The 17069-nt window shown below is 71.6% G+C and carries 14 protein-coding genes; 1 reads left to right on the forward strand and 13 read right to left on the reverse strand.

What is annotated here, in order from left to right; genetic code table 11:
- Positions 1 to 38 precede the first annotated feature (38 nt).
- From ndk to CJ226_RS13900, 5 genes are all read right to left on the reverse strand, one after another.
- The gene (gene ndk, locus CJ226_RS13875) at positions 39 to 455 is read right to left on the reverse strand and encodes a nucleoside-diphosphate kinase (RefSeq protein ID WP_025104977.1); all 417 of its coding nucleotides are present in this window, start codon (positions 453 to 455) and stop codon (positions 39 to 41) included.
- Position 456: 1 nt separating this feature from the next.
- A complete protein-coding gene (locus CJ226_RS13880) occupies positions 457 to 873 on the reverse strand; it encodes a DUF4233 domain-containing protein (RefSeq protein ID WP_257996669.1) in 417 nt (138 codons plus the stop codon).
- Positions 870 to 2222, reverse strand: a complete 1353-nt coding sequence (locus CJ226_RS13885) for a folylpolyglutamate synthase/dihydrofolate synthase family protein (protein ID WP_102209546.1) — start codon at positions 2220 to 2222, stop codon at positions 870 to 872. Before CJ226_RS13885 ends, CJ226_RS13880 begins: the two co-directional genes overlap by 4 nt.
- Positions 2219 to 5641 carry an isoleucine--tRNA ligase gene (ileS, locus tag CJ226_RS13890; RefSeq protein WP_102209547.1) on the reverse strand — a complete coding sequence of 1141 codons (3423 nt, stop codon included), beginning with the start codon at positions 5639 to 5641 and terminating at the stop codon, positions 2219 to 2221. Before ileS ends, CJ226_RS13885 begins: the two co-directional genes overlap by 4 nt.
- 312 nt (positions 5642 to 5953) lie before the next feature.
- Positions 5954 to 6826 (reverse strand): endonuclease domain-containing protein, encoded by an 873-nt coding sequence (locus CJ226_RS13900; protein WP_257996670.1) that lies wholly within the window; start codon positions 6824 to 6826, stop codon positions 5954 to 5956.
- A 364-nt stretch (positions 6827 to 7190) separates the two neighbouring features.
- Between CJ226_RS13900 and CJ226_RS13905 the strand changes: the two genes are divergently transcribed.
- Positions 7191 to 7832, forward strand: a complete 642-nt coding sequence (locus CJ226_RS13905; RefSeq protein WP_102209548.1) for a pentapeptide repeat-containing protein — start codon at positions 7191 to 7193, stop codon at positions 7830 to 7832.
- Here CJ226_RS13905 and CJ226_RS13910 read toward each other — a convergent pair.
- The 8 genes from CJ226_RS13910 to CJ226_RS13945 form a co-directional block, all read right to left on the reverse strand.
- Positions 7822 to 9330 carry an ABC transporter ATP-binding protein gene (locus tag CJ226_RS13910; RefSeq protein ID WP_102209549.1) on the reverse strand — a complete coding sequence of 503 codons (1509 nt, stop codon included), beginning with the start codon at positions 9328 to 9330 and terminating at the stop codon, positions 7822 to 7824. The genes CJ226_RS13905 and CJ226_RS13910 overlap by 11 nt on opposite strands.
- Complete coding sequence (locus tag CJ226_RS13915; RefSeq protein WP_102209550.1) at positions 9327 to 10139, reverse strand: ABC transporter permease; 813 nt, start codon at positions 10137 to 10139, stop codon at positions 9327 to 9329. The genes CJ226_RS13910 and CJ226_RS13915 overlap by 4 nt, the downstream gene beginning before the upstream one ends.
- Positions 10136 to 11083: an ABC transporter permease gene (locus CJ226_RS13920; protein WP_102209551.1), complete on the reverse strand. Its 948-nt coding sequence runs from the start codon at positions 11081 to 11083 to the stop codon at positions 10136 to 10138. The genes CJ226_RS13915 and CJ226_RS13920 overlap by 4 nt, the downstream gene beginning before the upstream one ends.
- Positions 11084 to 11129: 46 nt before the next feature.
- Complete coding sequence (locus tag CJ226_RS13925; protein ID WP_102209552.1) at positions 11130 to 12743, reverse strand: ABC transporter substrate-binding protein; 1614 nt, start codon at positions 12741 to 12743, stop codon at positions 11130 to 11132.
- 84 nt (positions 12744 to 12827) lie between these two features.
- Positions 12828 to 14354 carry a serine hydrolase gene (locus CJ226_RS13930; RefSeq protein ID WP_102209553.1) on the reverse strand — a complete coding sequence of 509 codons (1527 nt, stop codon included), beginning with the start codon at positions 14352 to 14354 and terminating at the stop codon, positions 12828 to 12830.
- A complete protein-coding gene (locus CJ226_RS13935; protein WP_062634125.1) occupies positions 14351 to 15064 on the reverse strand; it encodes a type 1 glutamine amidotransferase in 714 nt (237 codons plus the stop codon). The genes CJ226_RS13930 and CJ226_RS13935 overlap by 4 nt, the downstream gene beginning before the upstream one ends.
- Positions 15061 to 16191, reverse strand: coding sequence for a dipeptidase (locus CJ226_RS13940; RefSeq protein WP_257996671.1), 1131 nt, complete (start codon positions 16189 to 16191; stop codon positions 15061 to 15063). The genes CJ226_RS13935 and CJ226_RS13940 overlap by 4 nt, the downstream gene beginning before the upstream one ends.
- On the reverse strand, positions 16175 to 17062 hold the full coding sequence (locus CJ226_RS13945) for an aminotransferase class IV (RefSeq protein WP_102209554.1): 888 nt from the start codon (positions 17060 to 17062) through the stop codon (positions 16175 to 16177). Before CJ226_RS13945 ends, CJ226_RS13940 begins: the two co-directional genes overlap by 17 nt.
- Between the last annotated feature and the right edge of the window lie 7 nt (positions 17063 to 17069).

Genomic DNA, 17069 nt, shown 5'->3' on the forward strand with positions numbered 1-17069 from the left:
GCCATTCCGGCGGACGGGCTTCGTCGTGAGGATCGGGGTCAGTCGAACCAGATGCCCAGCTCGCGGGCGGCCGACTCGGGGCTGTCCGAGCCGTGCACGAGGTTCTGCTGCACCTGGAGCCCCCAGTCGCGACCGAAGTCACCACGGATGGTGCCGGGCGCGGCGGTCGTGGGGTCGGTCGTGCCGGCGAGGGAGCGGAAGCCCTCGATGACACGGTTGCCGGCGAGACGGATCGCCACCGAGGGGCCGGACATCATGAACTCGAGCAGGGGCTCGTAGAACGGCTTGCCCTCGTGCTCGGCGTAGTGCGCGGCGAGCAGGTCGCGGTCGGGCTCGACGAGGCGGATGTCGACGAGGGCGTATCCCTTCGCCTCGATGCGGGCGAGGATCGTTCCGGTGAGGCCGCGGGCGACACCGTCCGGCTTGACGAGGACGAGGGTTTCTTCGGTGGCCATGTCATTCACTCTCTGTGTCTGCATTCTGCGCGGTCGGAGACTCGCTGGGGCGTCGTGCGTCCAGGCGGGCCCCCATGATGGTCGCATATGCCCACATGCCGCCGAAAATCAGGACGACGAGAAGCACCGCTGGGACGGCGATGGCCGACAGCGCGACCACGATCTGCACGATCCACCCGGCGGGGATCGCCCAGGGCTTCGTGATCATGCCCGCGATGACGACGCAGGCCACGGCCACGACGGCACCGCCCACGATCCCCCACCACTGCTCGATGCCCGCCGGCAGAGCCTTCAGGCCGAAGATGGTGAGGCCGACGAGGAAGACGACGATCGCCTCGAAGCCGAGCACCACCGGCGCGAGCTTCTGCACGAGGGTGCGCGGGGCGCGCGGTCGACGCGGGGCGGCGGCGGCACTCATGCGCGCCACCCCGACTTCCAGTCCTCCTCCTCGGAGAGCGCGATCGCCTCGCCCGCGAGCACAACGGAGCCGGCGATGACCACGGCCCGACGATCCGACGAGGCCGCCCATTCCCGGGCCGCGTCCGCGGCGTCTGCGAGGGACGGGTGCACGGTGGCGCGCTGTCCGGCCTGTTCGACGAGATCGGCGATGAGGTCGGCATCGCTGGCGCGGTCCGACTCCGGCGCGGTCGCGAAGACGTGCGCGGCGGCCGGCGCGAGCCGCGCGACGATACCCGCCGCGTCCTTGTCCGCGAGGACGCCGAGCACCAGGCCCCACTCGTCGAAGTCGAAGCTGTCGTCCAGCGCCTGGGCGAGCGCCGCAGCTCCGTGCGGGTTGTGCGCGGCGTCGACGATGACGGTGGGGGCGATGCCGAGGAGCTGCAGGCGGCCGGGAGACGTGCTGCCCTGGAGTCCGTCGGAGATCACGCCGCCGGCGATCGCCTGGCCGGCGCCGCCGATGAGCGACTCGACGGCGGCGACGGCCAGCGCGGCGTTGTGGCCCTGGTGCGCGCCGTACAGCGGCAGGTACTCCTCCTCGTACTGCCCCGCAAGGCCCCGGATGGTGAGGAGCTGACCGCCGACGGCGAGCTTCTGCTCCGCGAGCCCGAAGTCCTCGCCTTCGAAGGCGATGGTGGCATGGCGCTCCGCGGCCACGCGGCGCAGCACCTCGGCGGCCTCGGCGGGCTGCTGGGCGGAGACGACGGCGGCGCCCTCCTTGATAATGCCGGCCTTGACCTGGGCGATCTCGGCGATCGTGCGTCCCAGGCGGTCCGCGTGGTCGATGTCGATCGGAGCGAACACCGCCACGTCGCCGTCCGCGGTGTTCGTGGAGTCCCACTCGCCGCCCATGCCGACCTCGAGCACGAGCACGTCGACGGGCGCGTCGGCGACCGCGACGAAGGCGAGGACCGTGAGCAGCTCGAAGAACGTCAGCGGGGCCTCCCCCGCCGCCTCGAGCTCGGCGTCGACGATCCCCACGAACGGCTCGATCTCGTCCCAGGCGTCGGCGACGGCCTCATCGGAGATCGGCTCGCCGTCGATCATGATGCGCTCCGTGAAGCGCTCCAGGTGCGGGCTCGTGAACAGCCCGGTGCGCAGGTCATGGGCGCGCAGCAGGCTCTCGATCATCCGCGCGGTCGACGTCTTGCCGTTGGTGCCGGTGATGTGGATGACGCGGTAGGTGCGCTGGGGATCGTCGAGGTACTCGAGGATCCGCGCCGTCCGCTCCTTGCGCGGCTGCACCCAGCGTTCCCCGGCACGGCTCAGCAGCGTCTCGTAGACGGCGTCGGCCCGGTCTCTCGCACTCATGCGCCCACCTTCTCCAGGTTCGTGTCGATCGTGACGAGGAGCGGCGCCTTCCCCGCCCCGAGAGCCTTCGCCCCGCTCCGATGCACGCCGTCTCCGGGGCTGGTGACCTCGTCGACGAGCCGGTCGAGGTCATCGGTCGGCTGCACGGCGAACGCCACGGCGAGCGTCTCGGCGGCGATGAGGTCGGCATGGGTCTCCAGCGCCGCCGCCTCCGCGGGAGCGGCGTTGAGGGCCAGCACGATCCGGTCGCTGACGTCGAGCCCGGCGTTCTTGCGCGCCTCCTGCACGACGCGGATGGCGTCGCGGGCGATGCCCTCGGCCTCCAGCTCCGGCGTCGTCTCGGTGTCGAGCAGGACGAACCCGCCGGACGGGACGATGGCCAGGGCCTCCCCTTCGGGGCGACCCGTGGTCTCGAGGACGAGGTCGTACTCGGCGGGCTCCAGCGCGATGCCGCCGGCGGTCACGACGCCGTCGGTCTCGGACCAGTCACCCGAGCGCGCGGCCTGGATGGCCTTCTGCACGTCCTTGCCGAGGCGCGGACCCGCAGCGCGGGCGTTCACGCTCAGCCGGTGGCTGATGCCGTACTCCCCCGCCGCCTCGTCGGTCAGCGGGACGAGCTCGACGGTCTTCACGTTGAGCTCCTCGCGGAGGATGTCCTCGAACTGACCGAGGTCGCCCGCGAGCGGAGAGACCACCGTGAGCCGTGCGAGCGGCAGCCGCACGCGCAGCTTCTCCTTCTTGCGCAGCGCGTTGCCGACGCTCGACAGCTCACGGACGGCATCCATGGCGTCACGGATCTCGTCGGCGGCGGGGAACTGATCCGCATCCGGCCAGTCCTGCAGGTGCACGCTGCGCCCGCCGGTGAGACCTTGCCACACGCGCTCGCTGATCAGCGGGACGAGCGGCGCGGCCACGCGGCATAGCGTCTCCAGCACCGTGTAGAGCGTGTCGAACGCCTCGCGGCTCTTCGGGTCGTCCGTCACGCCCACCCAGAACCGGTCGCGCGAACGGCGGATGTACCAGTTCGTCAGCACCTCGGCGAAGTCGCGCAGCCGCGCGGACGCGGTGGTCGAGTCCAAACCCTCCAGATCGGCCCGGACCTCGCGGACGAGGTCGCCCAGCCGCGCGAGGATGTACCGGTCGAGGACGTCGGTCGAGTCGGTGCGCCACGACGCCTCGTACCCGCCTCCCTGGGGTGCCGAGCCTGTCGAAGCATTCGCATACGTCGCGAAGAAGTACCACGAGTTCCACAGCGGCAGCAGGAACTCCCGCACGCCGGACCGGATGCCCTCCTCGGTGACGATGAGGTTGCCGCCACGGAGCACTGCGCTCGACATCAGGAACCAGCGCATCGCGTCGGACCCGTCGCGGTCCAGAACCTCGGACACGTCGGGGTAGTTCCGCAGCGACTTCGACATCTTGTAGCCGTCGCTGCCGAGCACGATGCCGTGGCAGCTGACGCCCGTGAACGCCGGGCGGTTGAACAGCGCCGTCGAGAGCACGTGCATGACGTAGAACCAGCCGCGGGTCTGGCCGATGTACTCCACGATGAAGTCGGCCGGGGAGTGCGAGTCGAACCACTCCTGGTTCTCGAACGGATAGTGCACCTGGGCGTAGGGCATCGAGCCGGAGTCGAACCACACGTCGAAGACGTCGCCGATGCGCCGCATCGTGCTCTTGCCCGTGGGGTCGTCGGGGTTCGGCCTCGTCAGGTCGTCGATGTAGGGGCGGTGCAGGTCCACCTCGCCCTCGGGGTTGCGCGGCAGCGTGCCGAAGTCGCGCTCCAGCTCCTCCAGCGAGCCGTAGGCGTCGACGCGCGGGTACTCCGGGTCGTCGCTCTTCCAGATCGGGATGGGCGAGCCCCAGTAGCGGTTGCGGCTGATCGACCAGTCGCGGGCGCCCTCGAGCCACTTGCCGAACTGCCCCTCCTTCACGTTCTCCGGCACCCAGGTGATCTGCTCGTTGTTCGCGAGGAGGTCGTCCTTGATGTCGGTGACCCGGATGAACCAGCTCGACACGGCCTTGTAGATCAGGGGGTTCCGGCAGCGCCAGCAGTGCGGGTAGGAGTGCTCGTAGCTCTGCAGCCGGACCAGGCGACCGTTGTCGCGGATGATCCGCACGAGCGGGGTGTTCGCGTCCATCCACAGCTCGCCAGCGACATCCGTGACGTTCGGGAGGAAGCGCCCGCCGTCGTCGAGCGACAGGATCGTCGGGATGCCCGCGGCGCCGGCGACGCGCTGGTCGTCCTCACCGTAGGCGGGTGCCTGGTGGACGATGCCGGTGCCGTCGGTGGTGGTGACGTAGTCGTCGACGAGGATGCGCCAGGCGTTCCCCGTGCCGTAGGTCTCCTCGTCCGCGTAGTAGTCGAACAGGCGGTCGTAGGTGACGTCCGCCAACTCTGCACCGCGCAGCGTGACGTCGACCGCGGCGAGCGCGTCCTCCGGGCTCTCGTAACCGAGGTCCTTGGCGTACCCGCCGAGCAGATCCTTCGCGAGCAGGTAGCGGTGCGCGGAGGCCTCGACCGCGAGCTGGTCGGCCGAGGGAGCGGCGCGCCCCTGGTGCACGTCGGAGGCGCCGGCGGGACCGGCGGGCAGCACGACGTACTCGATGTCCGGCCCCACGGCGAGCGCGAGGTTGGTCGGCAGGGTCCAGGGGGTCGTCGTCCAGGCGAGGGCGCGCACGCCGGTGAGCCCGAGCGCCTCGGCCTTCGCGCCGGTGAGCGGGAAGGTGACCGTGACCGACGGGTCCTGTCGCATCTGGTAGACGTCGTCGTCCATGCGCAGCTCGTGGGCGGACAACGGCGTCTCATCGCGCCAGCAGTACGGGAGCACACGGTAGCCCTCGTAGGCGAGCCCCTTGTCGTACAAGGTCTTGAAGGCCCAGAGCACGCTCTCCATGTAGCCCAGGTCGAGTGTCTTGTAGCCGCGCTCGAAGTCCACCCACCGGGCCTGGCGGGTGACGTAGTCCTCCCACTCCCGCGTGTACTTCAGCACCGAGGAGCGCGCCTTCTCGTTGAAGACGTCGATCCCCATCTCCTCGATCTCGCTCTTCTCCGTGATCCCGAGCTGCTTCATCGCCTCGAGCTCGGCGGGGAGCCCGTGGGTGTCCCATCCGAAGACGCGGTCGACCTTGTGCCCGATCATCGTCTGGAAGCGCGGGAACACGTCCTTCGCGTAGCCCGTGAGCAGGTGGCCGTAGTGCGGCAGACCGTTCGCGAAAGGAGGGCCGTCGTAGAACACCCACTCGGGAGCACCCTCGCGCTGCTCGATGGAGGCGCGGAAGGTGTCGTCGGTCTTCCAGAAGTCGAGCACCTCCTCCTCGATCTGCGGGAAGCGGGGGCTCGGCGCCACAGACCCCTGGGTCCCTGAGCTGGTCGAAGGGTCGGCGGCGGGGCCGAAGGAGGAGCGCGGGTAGGTCATGGTCTCTCGCAGTGGTCGTCGTGGCGGATGCTGCTGCGAGGACGATCCTCGCGGACCGCGGTACCACCTCGCGTGCCCCTGCGTCCCCTCGCCAAGCTCAGAGACCCACGGACCACTCTCACTGCGGCTATGACGGGCCTGCCCCGCTCGGTTCTACTGAGTCCGTCGCCGGACCGTTCTTCCGAGAGCTCCCCGGTGATGGCCGGATCGATGCTCGTGTGCCCATTGTACGCGTGCTCCTCCTCCCGCGGATTCTCTTCGACGTCGCAGGATCTGGAGACATCCCTGCGACCCGGGGCGGAATCTGCGACATCACGCCGTGCGAGCACGATGCAGTCCCTGGGCGACGGCGCGCATGAGGAGGTCCTGCACCGCGGGCCACTCGTCCATCACCTGGTGATAGCCCAGACGGATGACGTGGTAGCCGCGCAGCTTCAGCTCCGCATCATGACAGTTGTCCTGGTCGCGCTGGACTCCGACGTGCGTGCCGCCGTCGATCTGCAGCACGAGTCGCTCGCCGATCAGGGCGTCCACCCTGTGCCCGGCGATCCACGTCTGGAAGCGCAGCGGCAGCCGGAGCCAGCGCAGTCGCACGCGCAGGTAGGTCTCGAGCCCCGCATCCGCGAACGGCAGCGCCTCGGCCAGGAGCCGCCGCCCGCGCGGTCCCCAGCGGAGTCGCAGCAGCCTCTCTCGATCGACGAGTCCCTTGTTCAATGCCGACTCCCAGGTCGCGAGCGCCTGTTCGTACGGCTCGCACGTGGACACCAGGCTCAGCACGTTCTCGATCGGGTCCTCCAGGGCATCGGGGTGTCGCGGGACCAGTGGCCGAGCCCAGTGCACGCGGGCCTCCTGCGGCTTCCCGCCCCGGCTGCCCGGACTGGCCGCGAGGTGAAGGCGCGGTCTCTCGTCATGCACCCAGATGCCCAGCCGCCGTGCCTGCGTCACGCACGTCAGCAGAACACCGTGCTGGGCCGCGGTCACCCGACGCGGATCGGCATCGGGCAGCGCCACCCACCCGACCCGCACCCGCCGGATCATCCGCTCCGCGACCGCCATCTCGAGGTCGTACCGACTGACCCCGCGGTCCCGCAGCCGCTCGACCCGTGCGACTCCGTCGACCTCGCGCATCGCCTGCAGCAGCCGCGCCCGCCTCATCCCGTTCATGCCCTCGATGCTGCTCCCCACCCCTCCCTCGTTCCCTGTCTCGGTCAGCTCCTCCCACCCTCTGTGCACAACTCCCCCACTCCCTCTCCTGTGCAGCACGAGTCCCTCTGCTCCGTACCCCCGCTCGATGTCGCAGATTCACGCCCCCGTCGGAGGAACCTGCCGAGGGCCTGCGACGCGGCGCAGATCAGCGACCTCCCGCAGGCTGAGGCCCGGAGCCACGGAGCTGGGGCAGTCCCGGGGTGGGCTGGGGTGAGGTCGCCGATTGTGACTCCTGTCGCAGGGGATGCGCGAGAGGGGGCGACGCGGCGAGGATCTGCGACCTGGGACCGGAGCAGGAGCACGGAGGAGTGAGGGTGTCGGAGGGAGGACATAGCCTCGGGGGATGCCGAACTCCCCGACCGCACCCCGTGTGTCCGCGCCCGACCTCCCACCCGTGCTGGAGCCCCGTGAAGCCGCGCGCCGGGCTGACCTCCTCGCCGCCGCGCTGGAGCTCACGGGCACCGTCGACCTCGCGTACGCCACGCTCGAGCAGTGCGCGGTCCAGGCAGACGCCGACAGCATCGAGCTCACCGGGGCCACGCTCCTCGACGTCGACCTGCCCGAACCGCGCATCGCGTCGCTCCGGCTGCGGAACGCGAGCATCCGTCGACTCCGGATCACGGGCGGCCGCATCGGGACCCTCGACCTCGGCGACGCCCGCGTGGCGGAGCTCGAGCTGCGGGACGTGCGCATCGACTACCTGAATCTGGGCGCCGCCCGCGCCGAAGACGTCGACGTCGTGGGATGCGCCGTCCGCACGATCGACATCCCGCAGGCCGAACTGACGCGCGTCCGGTTCCAGGCCACGCGCAGCGACGAGGTCGACCCCCGGGGCCTGCGCGCGAAGGATGTGGACCTCCGCGGCCTCGACGCGCTCTCCTACCTCGACGTCCAGAGCCTGCGCGGCACCACGCTCTCGTCGGTGCAGGTGCAGCAGCTCGCCCCGGTGATGGCGGCCGGGCTCGGGATCACCGTCACGGACTGACGGGGCCGCTGGCCGCGAGCAGCTCCCGGGTGAACGGATGCTGCGGCGCCGCGAACACCGCCGCCGTGGGCCCCTGCTCGACGATCCGGCCGTCCTGCATGACCAGGACGTCGTCCGCGACGGCGCCGACGACGTCGAGGTCGTGGGAGACGAAGACCATCGTGAGCCGCCGTTCCTCCTGCACCCGCGCGAGGAGCCGGAGCACCCGCTCGCGCACCGAGGGGTCGAGGGCCGAGACGGGCTCGTCCAGCACCAGCACGTCCGGGTCAGCGGCGAGCGCTCGGGCGAGGGCCGCCCGCTGCCGCTGCCCGCCCGACAGCGCCGCCGGCCGTCGCGCCGCCAGACTCGCATCGAGCCCGACCTCCGCGAGCAGCGCCGCCACTCGCGTCCGACGCGCACCACGCGGCACCCCTCCCGCCTCCAGCGCCTCCTCCAGCGACCGCCCCACGGTCCACCGCGGGTCGAAGGCGCCGAGCGGGTTCTGGTGCACGAGCTGCACGCGCGGCGTTCCGTTCCAGCGCAGCACTCCGGTGTCCGGCCTCTCGACGCCCACCAGCATCCGGGCGAGGGTCGTCTTGCCCGATCCGGATTCGCCGACGATGCCCAGCGTCCGACCGGCGGACACCGTGAACGACGCGTCGACGACGGCGGCCACCCCGCCGAACGCCTTGGACACCTCCTCGGCAACGACCACGGCCTCCGAGGACGTCGCACGCTCCTCCCGCGGCTCATGCATCGTCGCCGCGATGAGCTGCCGCGTGTACGGGTGCTGGGGGGCGGCGAGCACCTCCGCGACCGGGCCGGACTCCACGATCCGGCCGTCCTTCATCACGAGCACGCGATCCGCCACCCGTCGCACCGCCGCGAAGTCGTGACTGATGAAGACCACGGCGGTGCCGTCGTCCACGATCTCCCGCAGGAGCACGAGGATCCGGGCCTGCACGGTCGCGTCCAGGGCCGTGGTGGGCTCATCCGCGACGAGCACCGCGGGGTTCCCGGCGAGCGCCGAGGCGATGAGCGCGCGCTGCCGCAATCCTCCGGAGAGCTCCTGCGGACGCTGCCGTGCACGGCGGTCGGGGTCGGGCATCCACACCCGTCCGAGAAGCTCCCGCACCCGCGCGGCGAGGGCCGCGCGCCCGCGCACGAGGCGGTGCAGCCGCAGCAGCTCGGCGATCTCGTCCGCGATCCGTCGCAACGGGTCCAGTGACACGAGGGCGTCCTGCGAGACGAGGCCGATCCTGGTCCCCCGGAGCCGCCGCCAGCCGCGCTCGGTCAGGGTGGCGGCGTCCACCCCGTCGACGCGGAGCCGGTCGACGGCGACGTCTGCCGTCGGCGGCGTGAGGCCGAGCAGAGCGCGGGCCGAGAGCGACTTCCCCGCCCCCGACTCCCCCACGATCGCCACGCACTCTCCGGCGTCCACCGTGAACGAGACGTCATCCACGACGGGACTCCCCGCGAAGGCGATCCGCAGTCCCTCGACCTCCAGCGCCGCACTCATGCGTCCCTCCCGTCCGCCCGCGTCCGGAGGATGCGTCCGACCACCGTCGCGCACACCACCGTCAGCGTGATCGCGAGTCCGGGGAAGACCGACACCCACCAGGCCTGTCCGAGCACATTGCGCCCGCCGGCGAGCATGAGGCCCCACTCCGGGGTCGGCTCGGACGGCCCGAGACCCAGGAAGCTCAGTCCGGCCGCGGCCAGGATGCTCGACCCGATGCCGATGGTCGCCAGCACGCTCAGCGCCCCCAGCACCCCGGGCACGACATGGCGCCGGAACGCCCGCAGCGGCGGCACGCCGAGGATCCGGGCGGCCTCGACATGCTCGGCCACGCGCAGCGTCCTGGTCTGCACGCGGGCGAGGCGCACGTACACGGGTGCGGCGGCCAGCGTCACCGCGATGGCGATGTTCACCGGTCCCGGTCCCAGCACGGCCACCACGACGAGCGCCACCAGGAACTCCGGGAACGCCATGAGCACGTCGTTGATGCGCATGAGCGTGACGTCCACACCCCGAGGCGACATGCCGGCGAGCGCCCCCACGAGCAGGCCCGCGGCGAGGGCGATGGCGGTGGCGAGAAGCCCGATCCCGACCGAGCGCCCCGCGCCGAACACCACGCGGGAGTACACGTCGCGGCCGCTCTGATCGGTGCCGAAGAGGTGCTCGGCACTCGGCGGCAGCAGAGCGGCCCGAACCTCGGTCTGCAGCGGATCGTGCGTGGCGAGCAGCCCCGGCCACAGCGCGGCGACGGCGACCACCGCCAGCACGAGCACGGCGGAGCCCAGAAGAATGCGCTGCCCCCGACTCATCGGACGACTCCGGGTCGGGAGGAGGCGGCGACGCGGGGGTCGATGAGCGGATGCACGAGCTCCACCACCACGTTGATGACGACGAAGGCGAGAGCGCTCAGCAGGATGATGCCGGTGAGGACGGGGAGATCGCGGTCGTTGATGGCGGCGAGGGTGACCCGCCCCAGGCCGGGCCGGGCGAACACGGTCTCGACGAGAACCGCACCCCCGAGGACCGAGCCGGTGAGATAGGCCGCGAGGGTGACCGCCGACGCGGCGCCGTGGCGCACCCCGTGCCGCAGCGTGAACCAGGTGGGTCCGGCACCCCGCGCACGGACTGTCTCCGCGAAGGGCATCCGTTCCGCCTGCATCAGCCCATCACGCAGCACCTGGCTGAGCAGTGCCGCCACCGGGAGGGCGAGCGTGATCGCCGGGAGGACGATGGTCGCCGGATTGCGGGTGCCCGAGACGGGGAACCAGCCGAGACCGAACGCGAAGACGCTGAGCAGCAGCAGCCCGATCCAGAACACCGGCGAGGAGAGCACCACGAGCTCGACACCGGCGGCGACGGTGCGCCCGACGCGGCCCCGCACGAAGACCGCGACCGCGAGGGCGAGGACGACGGCGATCCCCAGCGCCAGGGCCGAGAGCTGCACGGTCGCGCCGAGCTGTCGTCCGATGACCTCGGTCACCGGCAGCCGCAGCTGATACGACTCGCCGAGGTCGCCGCGGGCGAGCTGCCCGATGAAGCCGACGTACTGCTCCAGCGGCGGGCGGTCGAGCCCGAGATCGGCGCGGATGCCGTCCTTGACCGCCTCGCTCACCTGCGCCTGCGGGCCGAGCATCACCGAGACCGGGTCGCCGGGGATAACCCGGAAGGCCAGGAACGCGACCGTCGCGGCGCCCCACAGCACGATGACCACCGAGGCGACGAGCCCGAGGGCGCGGCCGAGCACCGCCTTCACGGTTCGATCACTCCGCCCGCTCCCTCGAAACGACGGCCGCCGGATGTCAGCCGAGGCTCACATCGTAGAAGAGCGGCCGCCCGTAGAGGTCGTAGTCCAGACTCTGCACGCGCTCGCCGACCGCCGTGATCGCCGAGGGGCTGTAGAGCGGGACGATGGCCGTGTACTCCGCGTTCCACTGCTGCAGCTGCGTGTAGAGCTCGTTGCGGGCGTCCTGGTCGCTCGACGCGACGGCCTCTTCCAGAAGCGCGTCGATCTCCGGATCGCTCACCTGCGAGGCGTTCTGGAAGCCGTCGGTGTGCAGGTGCGCACGGAGGAAGTCGGCGTCCACGCCGGAGAAGCCCCAGTCGGTGAGGTCGAACGTCTTGGGCTCGTACTGGGCGTTGTACGCACCGGGCTCCAGCTCCTCGCGCTGCACCTCGAAGCCGACGGCCTTGAGATCCGACTGGATCGCGTTGGCCAGCGCCGCGCGGTCGTCGGGGACCGGGGTCCAGGCGATCCATCGCACGGACAGGCGCTCGCCGTCCTTCATGCGGATGCCGTCCGCGTCGCGCTCCGTCCAGCCGGCCTCGTCGAGCAGGGCGTTCGCGGCGTCCTGATCGAACGGCCAGGAGTCCTCCAGCGACGCGTCATAGCCCGGGGTCGTGCTGCCGAGGACGCTCCATGCCCGCGGGAACTGCCCGAAGTAGATCTCCTCGACCGCCGCGTCGACGTCGATGCCGCGGGCGAACGCCTGCCGCACCTTCTCGTCGGCGAAGACGCCGTACTTCTCGTTCAGGTAGAGCGAGTAGGGCAGTCCGGGGTACTCCACCGAGTCGACCGTGACGCCGGCGTCGTCCAGACCGGCGACCTGGTTCGGCGGGATGTTGCTGGCGAGGTCGGCCTCTCCGCTCTCGATCACTCCGGTGCGCACCGACGCCTCCGGCTGGATCTGCACGCGCAGCGTCTCGAACGCCGGCGCCTTCGTCTCGTGCGGACCCCAGGCGTAGTCGTCGTTGCGCGTGTAGACGATCTCCTGGTCGGCGGTGTACTCGGTGAGCACGAAGGGTCCGGTGCCGACCGTGACGTCGGGACCGCCCGCCTTGAGCTTGTCGGCCGACTCGGCCAGCACGGCCGGCGAGTAGAAGCCGAGCTGCGGGGTGCTGGCCGCCTGCAGGAAGGGCGCATACGGCTGCGTGAACGAGACCTTCACCGTGTGGTCGTCGACGACCTCGGTTCCGGCGTAGAAGTCCGCGCCGAGCATGCTCGCCGCCTGGGCCGAGGCGGTCTCCGGGTCGACGATCCGGTCGAAGTTCGCCTTCACGGCCTCCGCATCGAACGGCTCGCCGTCGGTGAAGGTCACGTCGTCGCGCAGCGTGAAGGTGTACTCCGTGCTGTCCGGCGAGACGTCCCAGCTCTTCGCGAGCCACGGGCTGAACGTGCCGTCGTCCTCCTGGAACACCAGGGAGTCGAGCACCGCGCGCTGCACCATGCCGGAGACGTCGAGCTGGCTCACCTGCGGGTCCATGTGCCCTGCGGACAGGTTCGCGCCCTCGATCGACCACACGAGCTCACCGCCGTCGCTCTCCGTGGACGGGCCCGCGCACGCGGTCAGCAGTAGGGCAGTGGCGGCGGCGAGCGCAGCGAGGGGAAGGAGGCGACGCACAGGGGTGGCGGGCATGAGGATTCCTCAGAACGGACGGGTCGGTATGTCTCCATCCTAGGGCGGTTTTTTGGACCCGGTCGATCTGTGTCCGACCCGGGATCAGGGCGACGGCAGGATGATCCGGTGTCGCTCTGCGGCCCCGGCCCCTTCCCCCTCGACACGCGTCTGCCCTAGCGCGACGACCGCCGTACTCACCCCCTGCACGCGAGGCTCCGGCAGCCCGACCAGCCGCACGTCGACGAGGAGGTCGCCGCGGTTCCCCGCGATCCGCCAGCGCAGCTCGGCCTCGGTCGCCGCGGCCACCACACGGTCGGGGAACGGGTCCTGGTCTGCGCGGAATCCGCCGATCTCCTGGACCTGTGCCTCCAGCCGGGCATCGCGGACGTCGGCCGGAATGTCATCGAGCACATGGTCGGCGAGGAACGGGTACGTGGCGGCGGGCCGTCCCGAGCGGATCGCGGCGTCGAGAGCCTGCGCGGCGGCGACCGTCTCCGCCCACGGGTGCAGGACCGCGGAGGGGGCGTCCGTCCGTTCGAGCAGCTGCTGGAGCGCGGCGCCTGCGATCCGCCGGGCGCCGAACTCGTCGGAGTTCCCGAAGGCGACGACGCCGATGCCGCTGGCCGCGTGCCAGCGCATGTGCGCCGAGAATCCCGGAAGACCGCCGGAGTGCTGCACGATCCGCCCGAACCGCCGGTCGTCTTCGACGAAGAGGCCGTAGCCGTAGCCGGCCCCCGCGAGGTCGCGCCCGTCGAACATCGCCGACGGCACCGGGATGGGGGTGCGGGCCTGCTGCAGCTCCCGACGCGACGCCGGAGCCAGCACGTCGGGCGCCAGCGGGTCGTCGGTGAAGGCCGAGCCGAGGAACCACATCCATCTCGCGATGTCGTCGACGGTGCTGAACATGCTGCCGATGCAGCCGAGCGCGCCGGACCCCACGAACGGCTCGGGGCGGAACGTGGTGCCGTCGTCGAACGTCCGGAAACCGCCGGCCAGCGTCTCCGGCGCGTAGCCGTCCGACACGTGCGCCGTCCGGCGCAGCCCGAGGGGCTCGAGCAGGGTCTCCCGGATCACGTCCTCCACGGCCCGGTCCGTCACCGCTTCCACGACGCGGCCGAGCAGCGACTGGCCGAGGTTGGAGTACTGGTAGACGGTTCCCGGCGCGGCCGCGAGGTGCACCCCACCTGCGAACACGGCGGCGATCTCCGCACGGGAGGCGCCGAGATGCCGGTCCACCCAGGCGTTGTCCTCCCCCAGACCGGACCGGTTGGAGAGCAGCAGGTCGCCGGTGACCTCGACGTCCGCACCCCGATGCCGCAGCCGGGCCTCCGGCAGATAGGTGCGGATCGGCACATGGAGGTCGAGCAGCCCGCGGTCTCGAAGGGAGAGCACGGTGGCGGCCAGGAAGCTCTTGGACATCGACGCGATGCGGAAGACCGTGTCCCGCGTCGTCGGGGCCACATCGGCGCGGGGATGGCCGTGGGTGAGCACTGCGCGGACACTTCCCCGTTCGGCCACCGCGGCGATGGCGGCCGGGGCGGCACGACGCGCGCGCTCGTCCAGGCCGTGGCGGAGTGCCTCCGCGGCGGACTCGGCGGTGACGAGGCGATCCGCATCCTGCCCGGTCATACGGGGACCCCGGCGCGCACCTCGTCGGCGAAGGCCTCGATGAGCGCGCGGCTGGCCGCGGTGTTGTGGTCGTGCACGCGCTCGGCGGCGGCGATGAGGGCGGGAAGCGAGCGTCCCTCTCCCCGCAGCGCCGCGTCGTCCCATCGGGCGAGGTCGGCCGCGGAGGCCTCGGGATGGAACTGCACGCCGCGCACCCGCGCCCCCAGCCGGAAGGCCTGGTTCTCGACGGCGGCGCTCGTCGCCAGCAGCACCGCCGCGGATGGCAGCCGCGTGATCATGTCCTGATGGTTCTCGATCATCGGAGCCTCATCGCCGAGGGCCGCGAACAGGGCGTCGGCACGTCCTGCCGCGGTGGGGCGGATGGGGGTTGCGCCGCGTTCGATGGGTCCGGTCTTCTCGGCGACCTCGCCGCCTGCCACGTGGGCGAGCAGCTGACCGCCCAGGCAGATGCCGAGGGTGGGGAGGTCGCGGTCGATGGCCTCCGCGGCGAGCGCCCGCTCTGCCGCGAGCCACGGCGCGCAGTCATCATCGTCCGGCATGAGCCCGCCGCCCAGCATGACGAGTCCGGCGTAGCCGTCCAGGGAGGCGGGCAGCGGCTGCTCGGCTCCCACGACCTCGTCGACGTCGATCGCCTTCTCCCGCAGCCAGGTGCCGAGGCGGCGCGGGCCGGAACTCGCGGAGTTCACGATCACGAGGACGCGCGGGTTCACAGCGCCCCCTCCCGCGCCGTCGTGTCGACTGCGGGAGCGAGCGCGGCCGCGGCGGGCTCTCCTGCGCGGCCGGCGAGGAAGGCCTCGTGGTCGGGGTCCGACGCCTCCAGCACGCGGAGGACGTTCTCGTGCGCCGCCGCCCGAAGGTCGTCCTCCGACCAGCCGCGACGCCGCAGCTCGGCGAACAGCGCCGGGTACCCCGAGACGTCGCCGAGACCGTCCGGCATCGCATCGGAGCCGTCGTAGTCGGCGCCGATCCCGACCGCCTGTGCGCCGGCCACGCGACGCACGTGGTCCAGGTGATCGGCGACGTCCTCGACGCCGACGCGCGGCGCCTCTCCCTCTCCCCCGGCCTCCCACCAGTCGCGGCGGGCCTGCGAGACGAACGTGGGGACGAACGGCACCATCACGACGCCGCCCTGCGCGCCGATCGCGGCGAGCACGTCGTCCGGCACGTTGCGAGGATGGTCGCAAAGAGCGAGGGCGCCGGAGTGACTCACCATCACCGGGCGGGTCGTGATCTCCAGGGCATGCCGCATGGTCGTCGGAGCGACGTGCGAGAGGTCGACGAGCACACCGATGCGGTTCATCTCGCGCACCACCTCGCGTCCGAAGTCCGTCAGACCCCCGTGGCGCGCCTCGTCGGTCGCGGAATCCGCCCAGGCGATCGTCCGCGACCAGGTGAGGGTGAGATACCGCGCGCCGAGCCGCGCGAACTGCCGCAGCACGGCCAGCGATCCGCCGAGCTGGTCCCCGCCCTCGATGCCGATGAGCGAGGCGATCCTCCCCTCCGCCATCGCCGCACGCGCGTCGGCCGCCGTCCGAGCGATCGCGAAGCGCTGCGGGTGGGCGTCGACGAGGCGGTGCACGAAGTCGATCTGCTCGAGCGTGGCCACGACCTGCTCCGCCCCCTCCAGCACGGGATCGACCCAGACCGACCAGAACTGGCCGGCGACCCCGCCCGCGGTCAGTCGCGGCAGATCGGTCTGCGTGGCCGCCACCGGGCCGGAGAGTTCCGCGACCCGGTAGCCGAGCAGCGTCCTGCTCGCCCAGGCGAGGTCGTTGTGGCCGTCGATCACCCGATCGATCGGCAGGTCCGCGTCGACCATCTCAGTCCTCTCGTCCATCCAGCACCGCGTTCATCCGCGCGGTGAGCACCGGGTCCACAGCGCGTGCGACGCCGTCCAGCTCCCGCACGGGCACCGCACCGCGGGTGCTGGAGCAGAGCCAGAGGGCGTCCGCCCGCTCCAGATCGTCCCGCATCATCGGACCGACGCGGGAGGGCACCTCGGCGAGTCCCGCGAAGACGTCGGCCTGGGTCGTCCCGGGGAGCACCCCGTACTCGGGCGGTGGCGTGACCAGCGCCCCGTCGAGCCGCGCGATCAGCGTCGACCGCGGCCCTTCGAGGACGAACCCGTCGGCGCTGACGAAGACGACGTCGTCCGCACCCCGGCTCCGTGCCTCCCGCAGGGCCGCCTGGTTCACCGCGTAGGCGAGGGACTTCGCTCCCTGCAGCAGCCAGGGCGCCGTCTCCATGACGTCGTGCCGATACCCGCGGTCGAGCACCACCGCGGAGACGCCCCGCGCGCGGACGGCCTCCGGGTCCTCTCCCGCGAAGCCGAGCACCCACCCCGTCGGTCCGGCCGGGTCGATCTCGTCCCCGCGGGTCATCGCGAACTTGATCGAGGCGATCTCCCCGTCGCGGAGCACTCCGGGACGGGAGACCTCGGCGGCCGCGCGGCGCACCGCCCGTGCCCATCGCTCGCGGCCTGGTGCGGGCAGCCCTAGGAGCTGCGCCGAACGCTCCAGCCGCGCGAGATGCGCCTCCAGCGCCTGCGGCCTGCCCCCGCGCACCACGGCGGTCTCGAACACGCCGTCGCCGCGGGTGACGCCGAGGTCGGTCGCCCGGATGATCGGCTCCCGCGGATCGACGGCATGGATCCCGTCCTCCGCGGCCTCGGCGGCGAGATCGAGCCGGTACAGCAGCAGTGCGCGCATCAGATTC

Source organism: Microbacterium sp. UMB0228 (genome assembly GCF_002871415.1).
GTDB lineage: Bacteria > Actinomycetota > Actinomycetes > Actinomycetales > Microbacteriaceae > Microbacterium.

Coding starts and splice junctions, on each gene's coding strand:
- CJ226_RS13915 (WP_102209550.1), bottom strand. CDS start 10,139: ATGAGTCGGGGGCAGCGCATTCTTCTGGGCTCCGCCGTGCTCGTGCTG.
- CJ226_RS13880 (WP_257996669.1), bottom strand. CDS start 873: ATGAGTGCCGCCGCCGCCCCGCGTCGACCGCGCGCCCCGCGCACCCTC.
- CJ226_RS13885 (WP_102209546.1), bottom strand. CDS start 2,222: ATGAGTGCGAGAGACCGGGCCGACGCCGTCTACGAGACGCTGCTGAGC.
- CJ226_RS13905 (WP_102209548.1), top strand. CDS start 7,191: ATGCCGAACTCCCCGACCGCACCCCGTGTGTCCGCGCCCGACCTCCCA.
- CJ226_RS13925 (WP_102209552.1), bottom strand. CDS start 12,743: ATGCCCGCCACCCCTGTGCGTCGCCTCCTTCCCCTCGCTGCGCTCGCC.
- CJ226_RS13945 (WP_102209554.1), bottom strand. CDS start 17,062: ATGCGCGCACTGCTGCTGTACCGGCTCGATCTCGCCGCCGAGGCCGCG.
- ndk (WP_025104977.1), bottom strand. CDS start 455: ATGGCCACCGAAGAAACCCTCGTCCTCGTCAAGCCGGACGGTGTCGCC.
- ileS (WP_102209547.1), bottom strand. CDS start 5,641: ATGACCTACCCGCGCTCCTCCTTCGGCCCCGCCGCCGACCCTTCGACC.
- CJ226_RS13910 (WP_102209549.1), bottom strand. CDS start 9,330: ATGAGTGCGGCGCTGGAGGTCGAGGGACTGCGGATCGCCTTCGCGGGG.
- CJ226_RS13930 (WP_102209553.1), bottom strand. CDS start 14,354: ATGACCGGGCAGGATGCGGATCGCCTCGTCACCGCCGAGTCCGCCGCG.
- CJ226_RS13940 (WP_257996671.1), bottom strand. CDS start 16,191: ATGGACGAGAGGACTGAGATGGTCGACGCGGACCTGCCGATCGATCGG.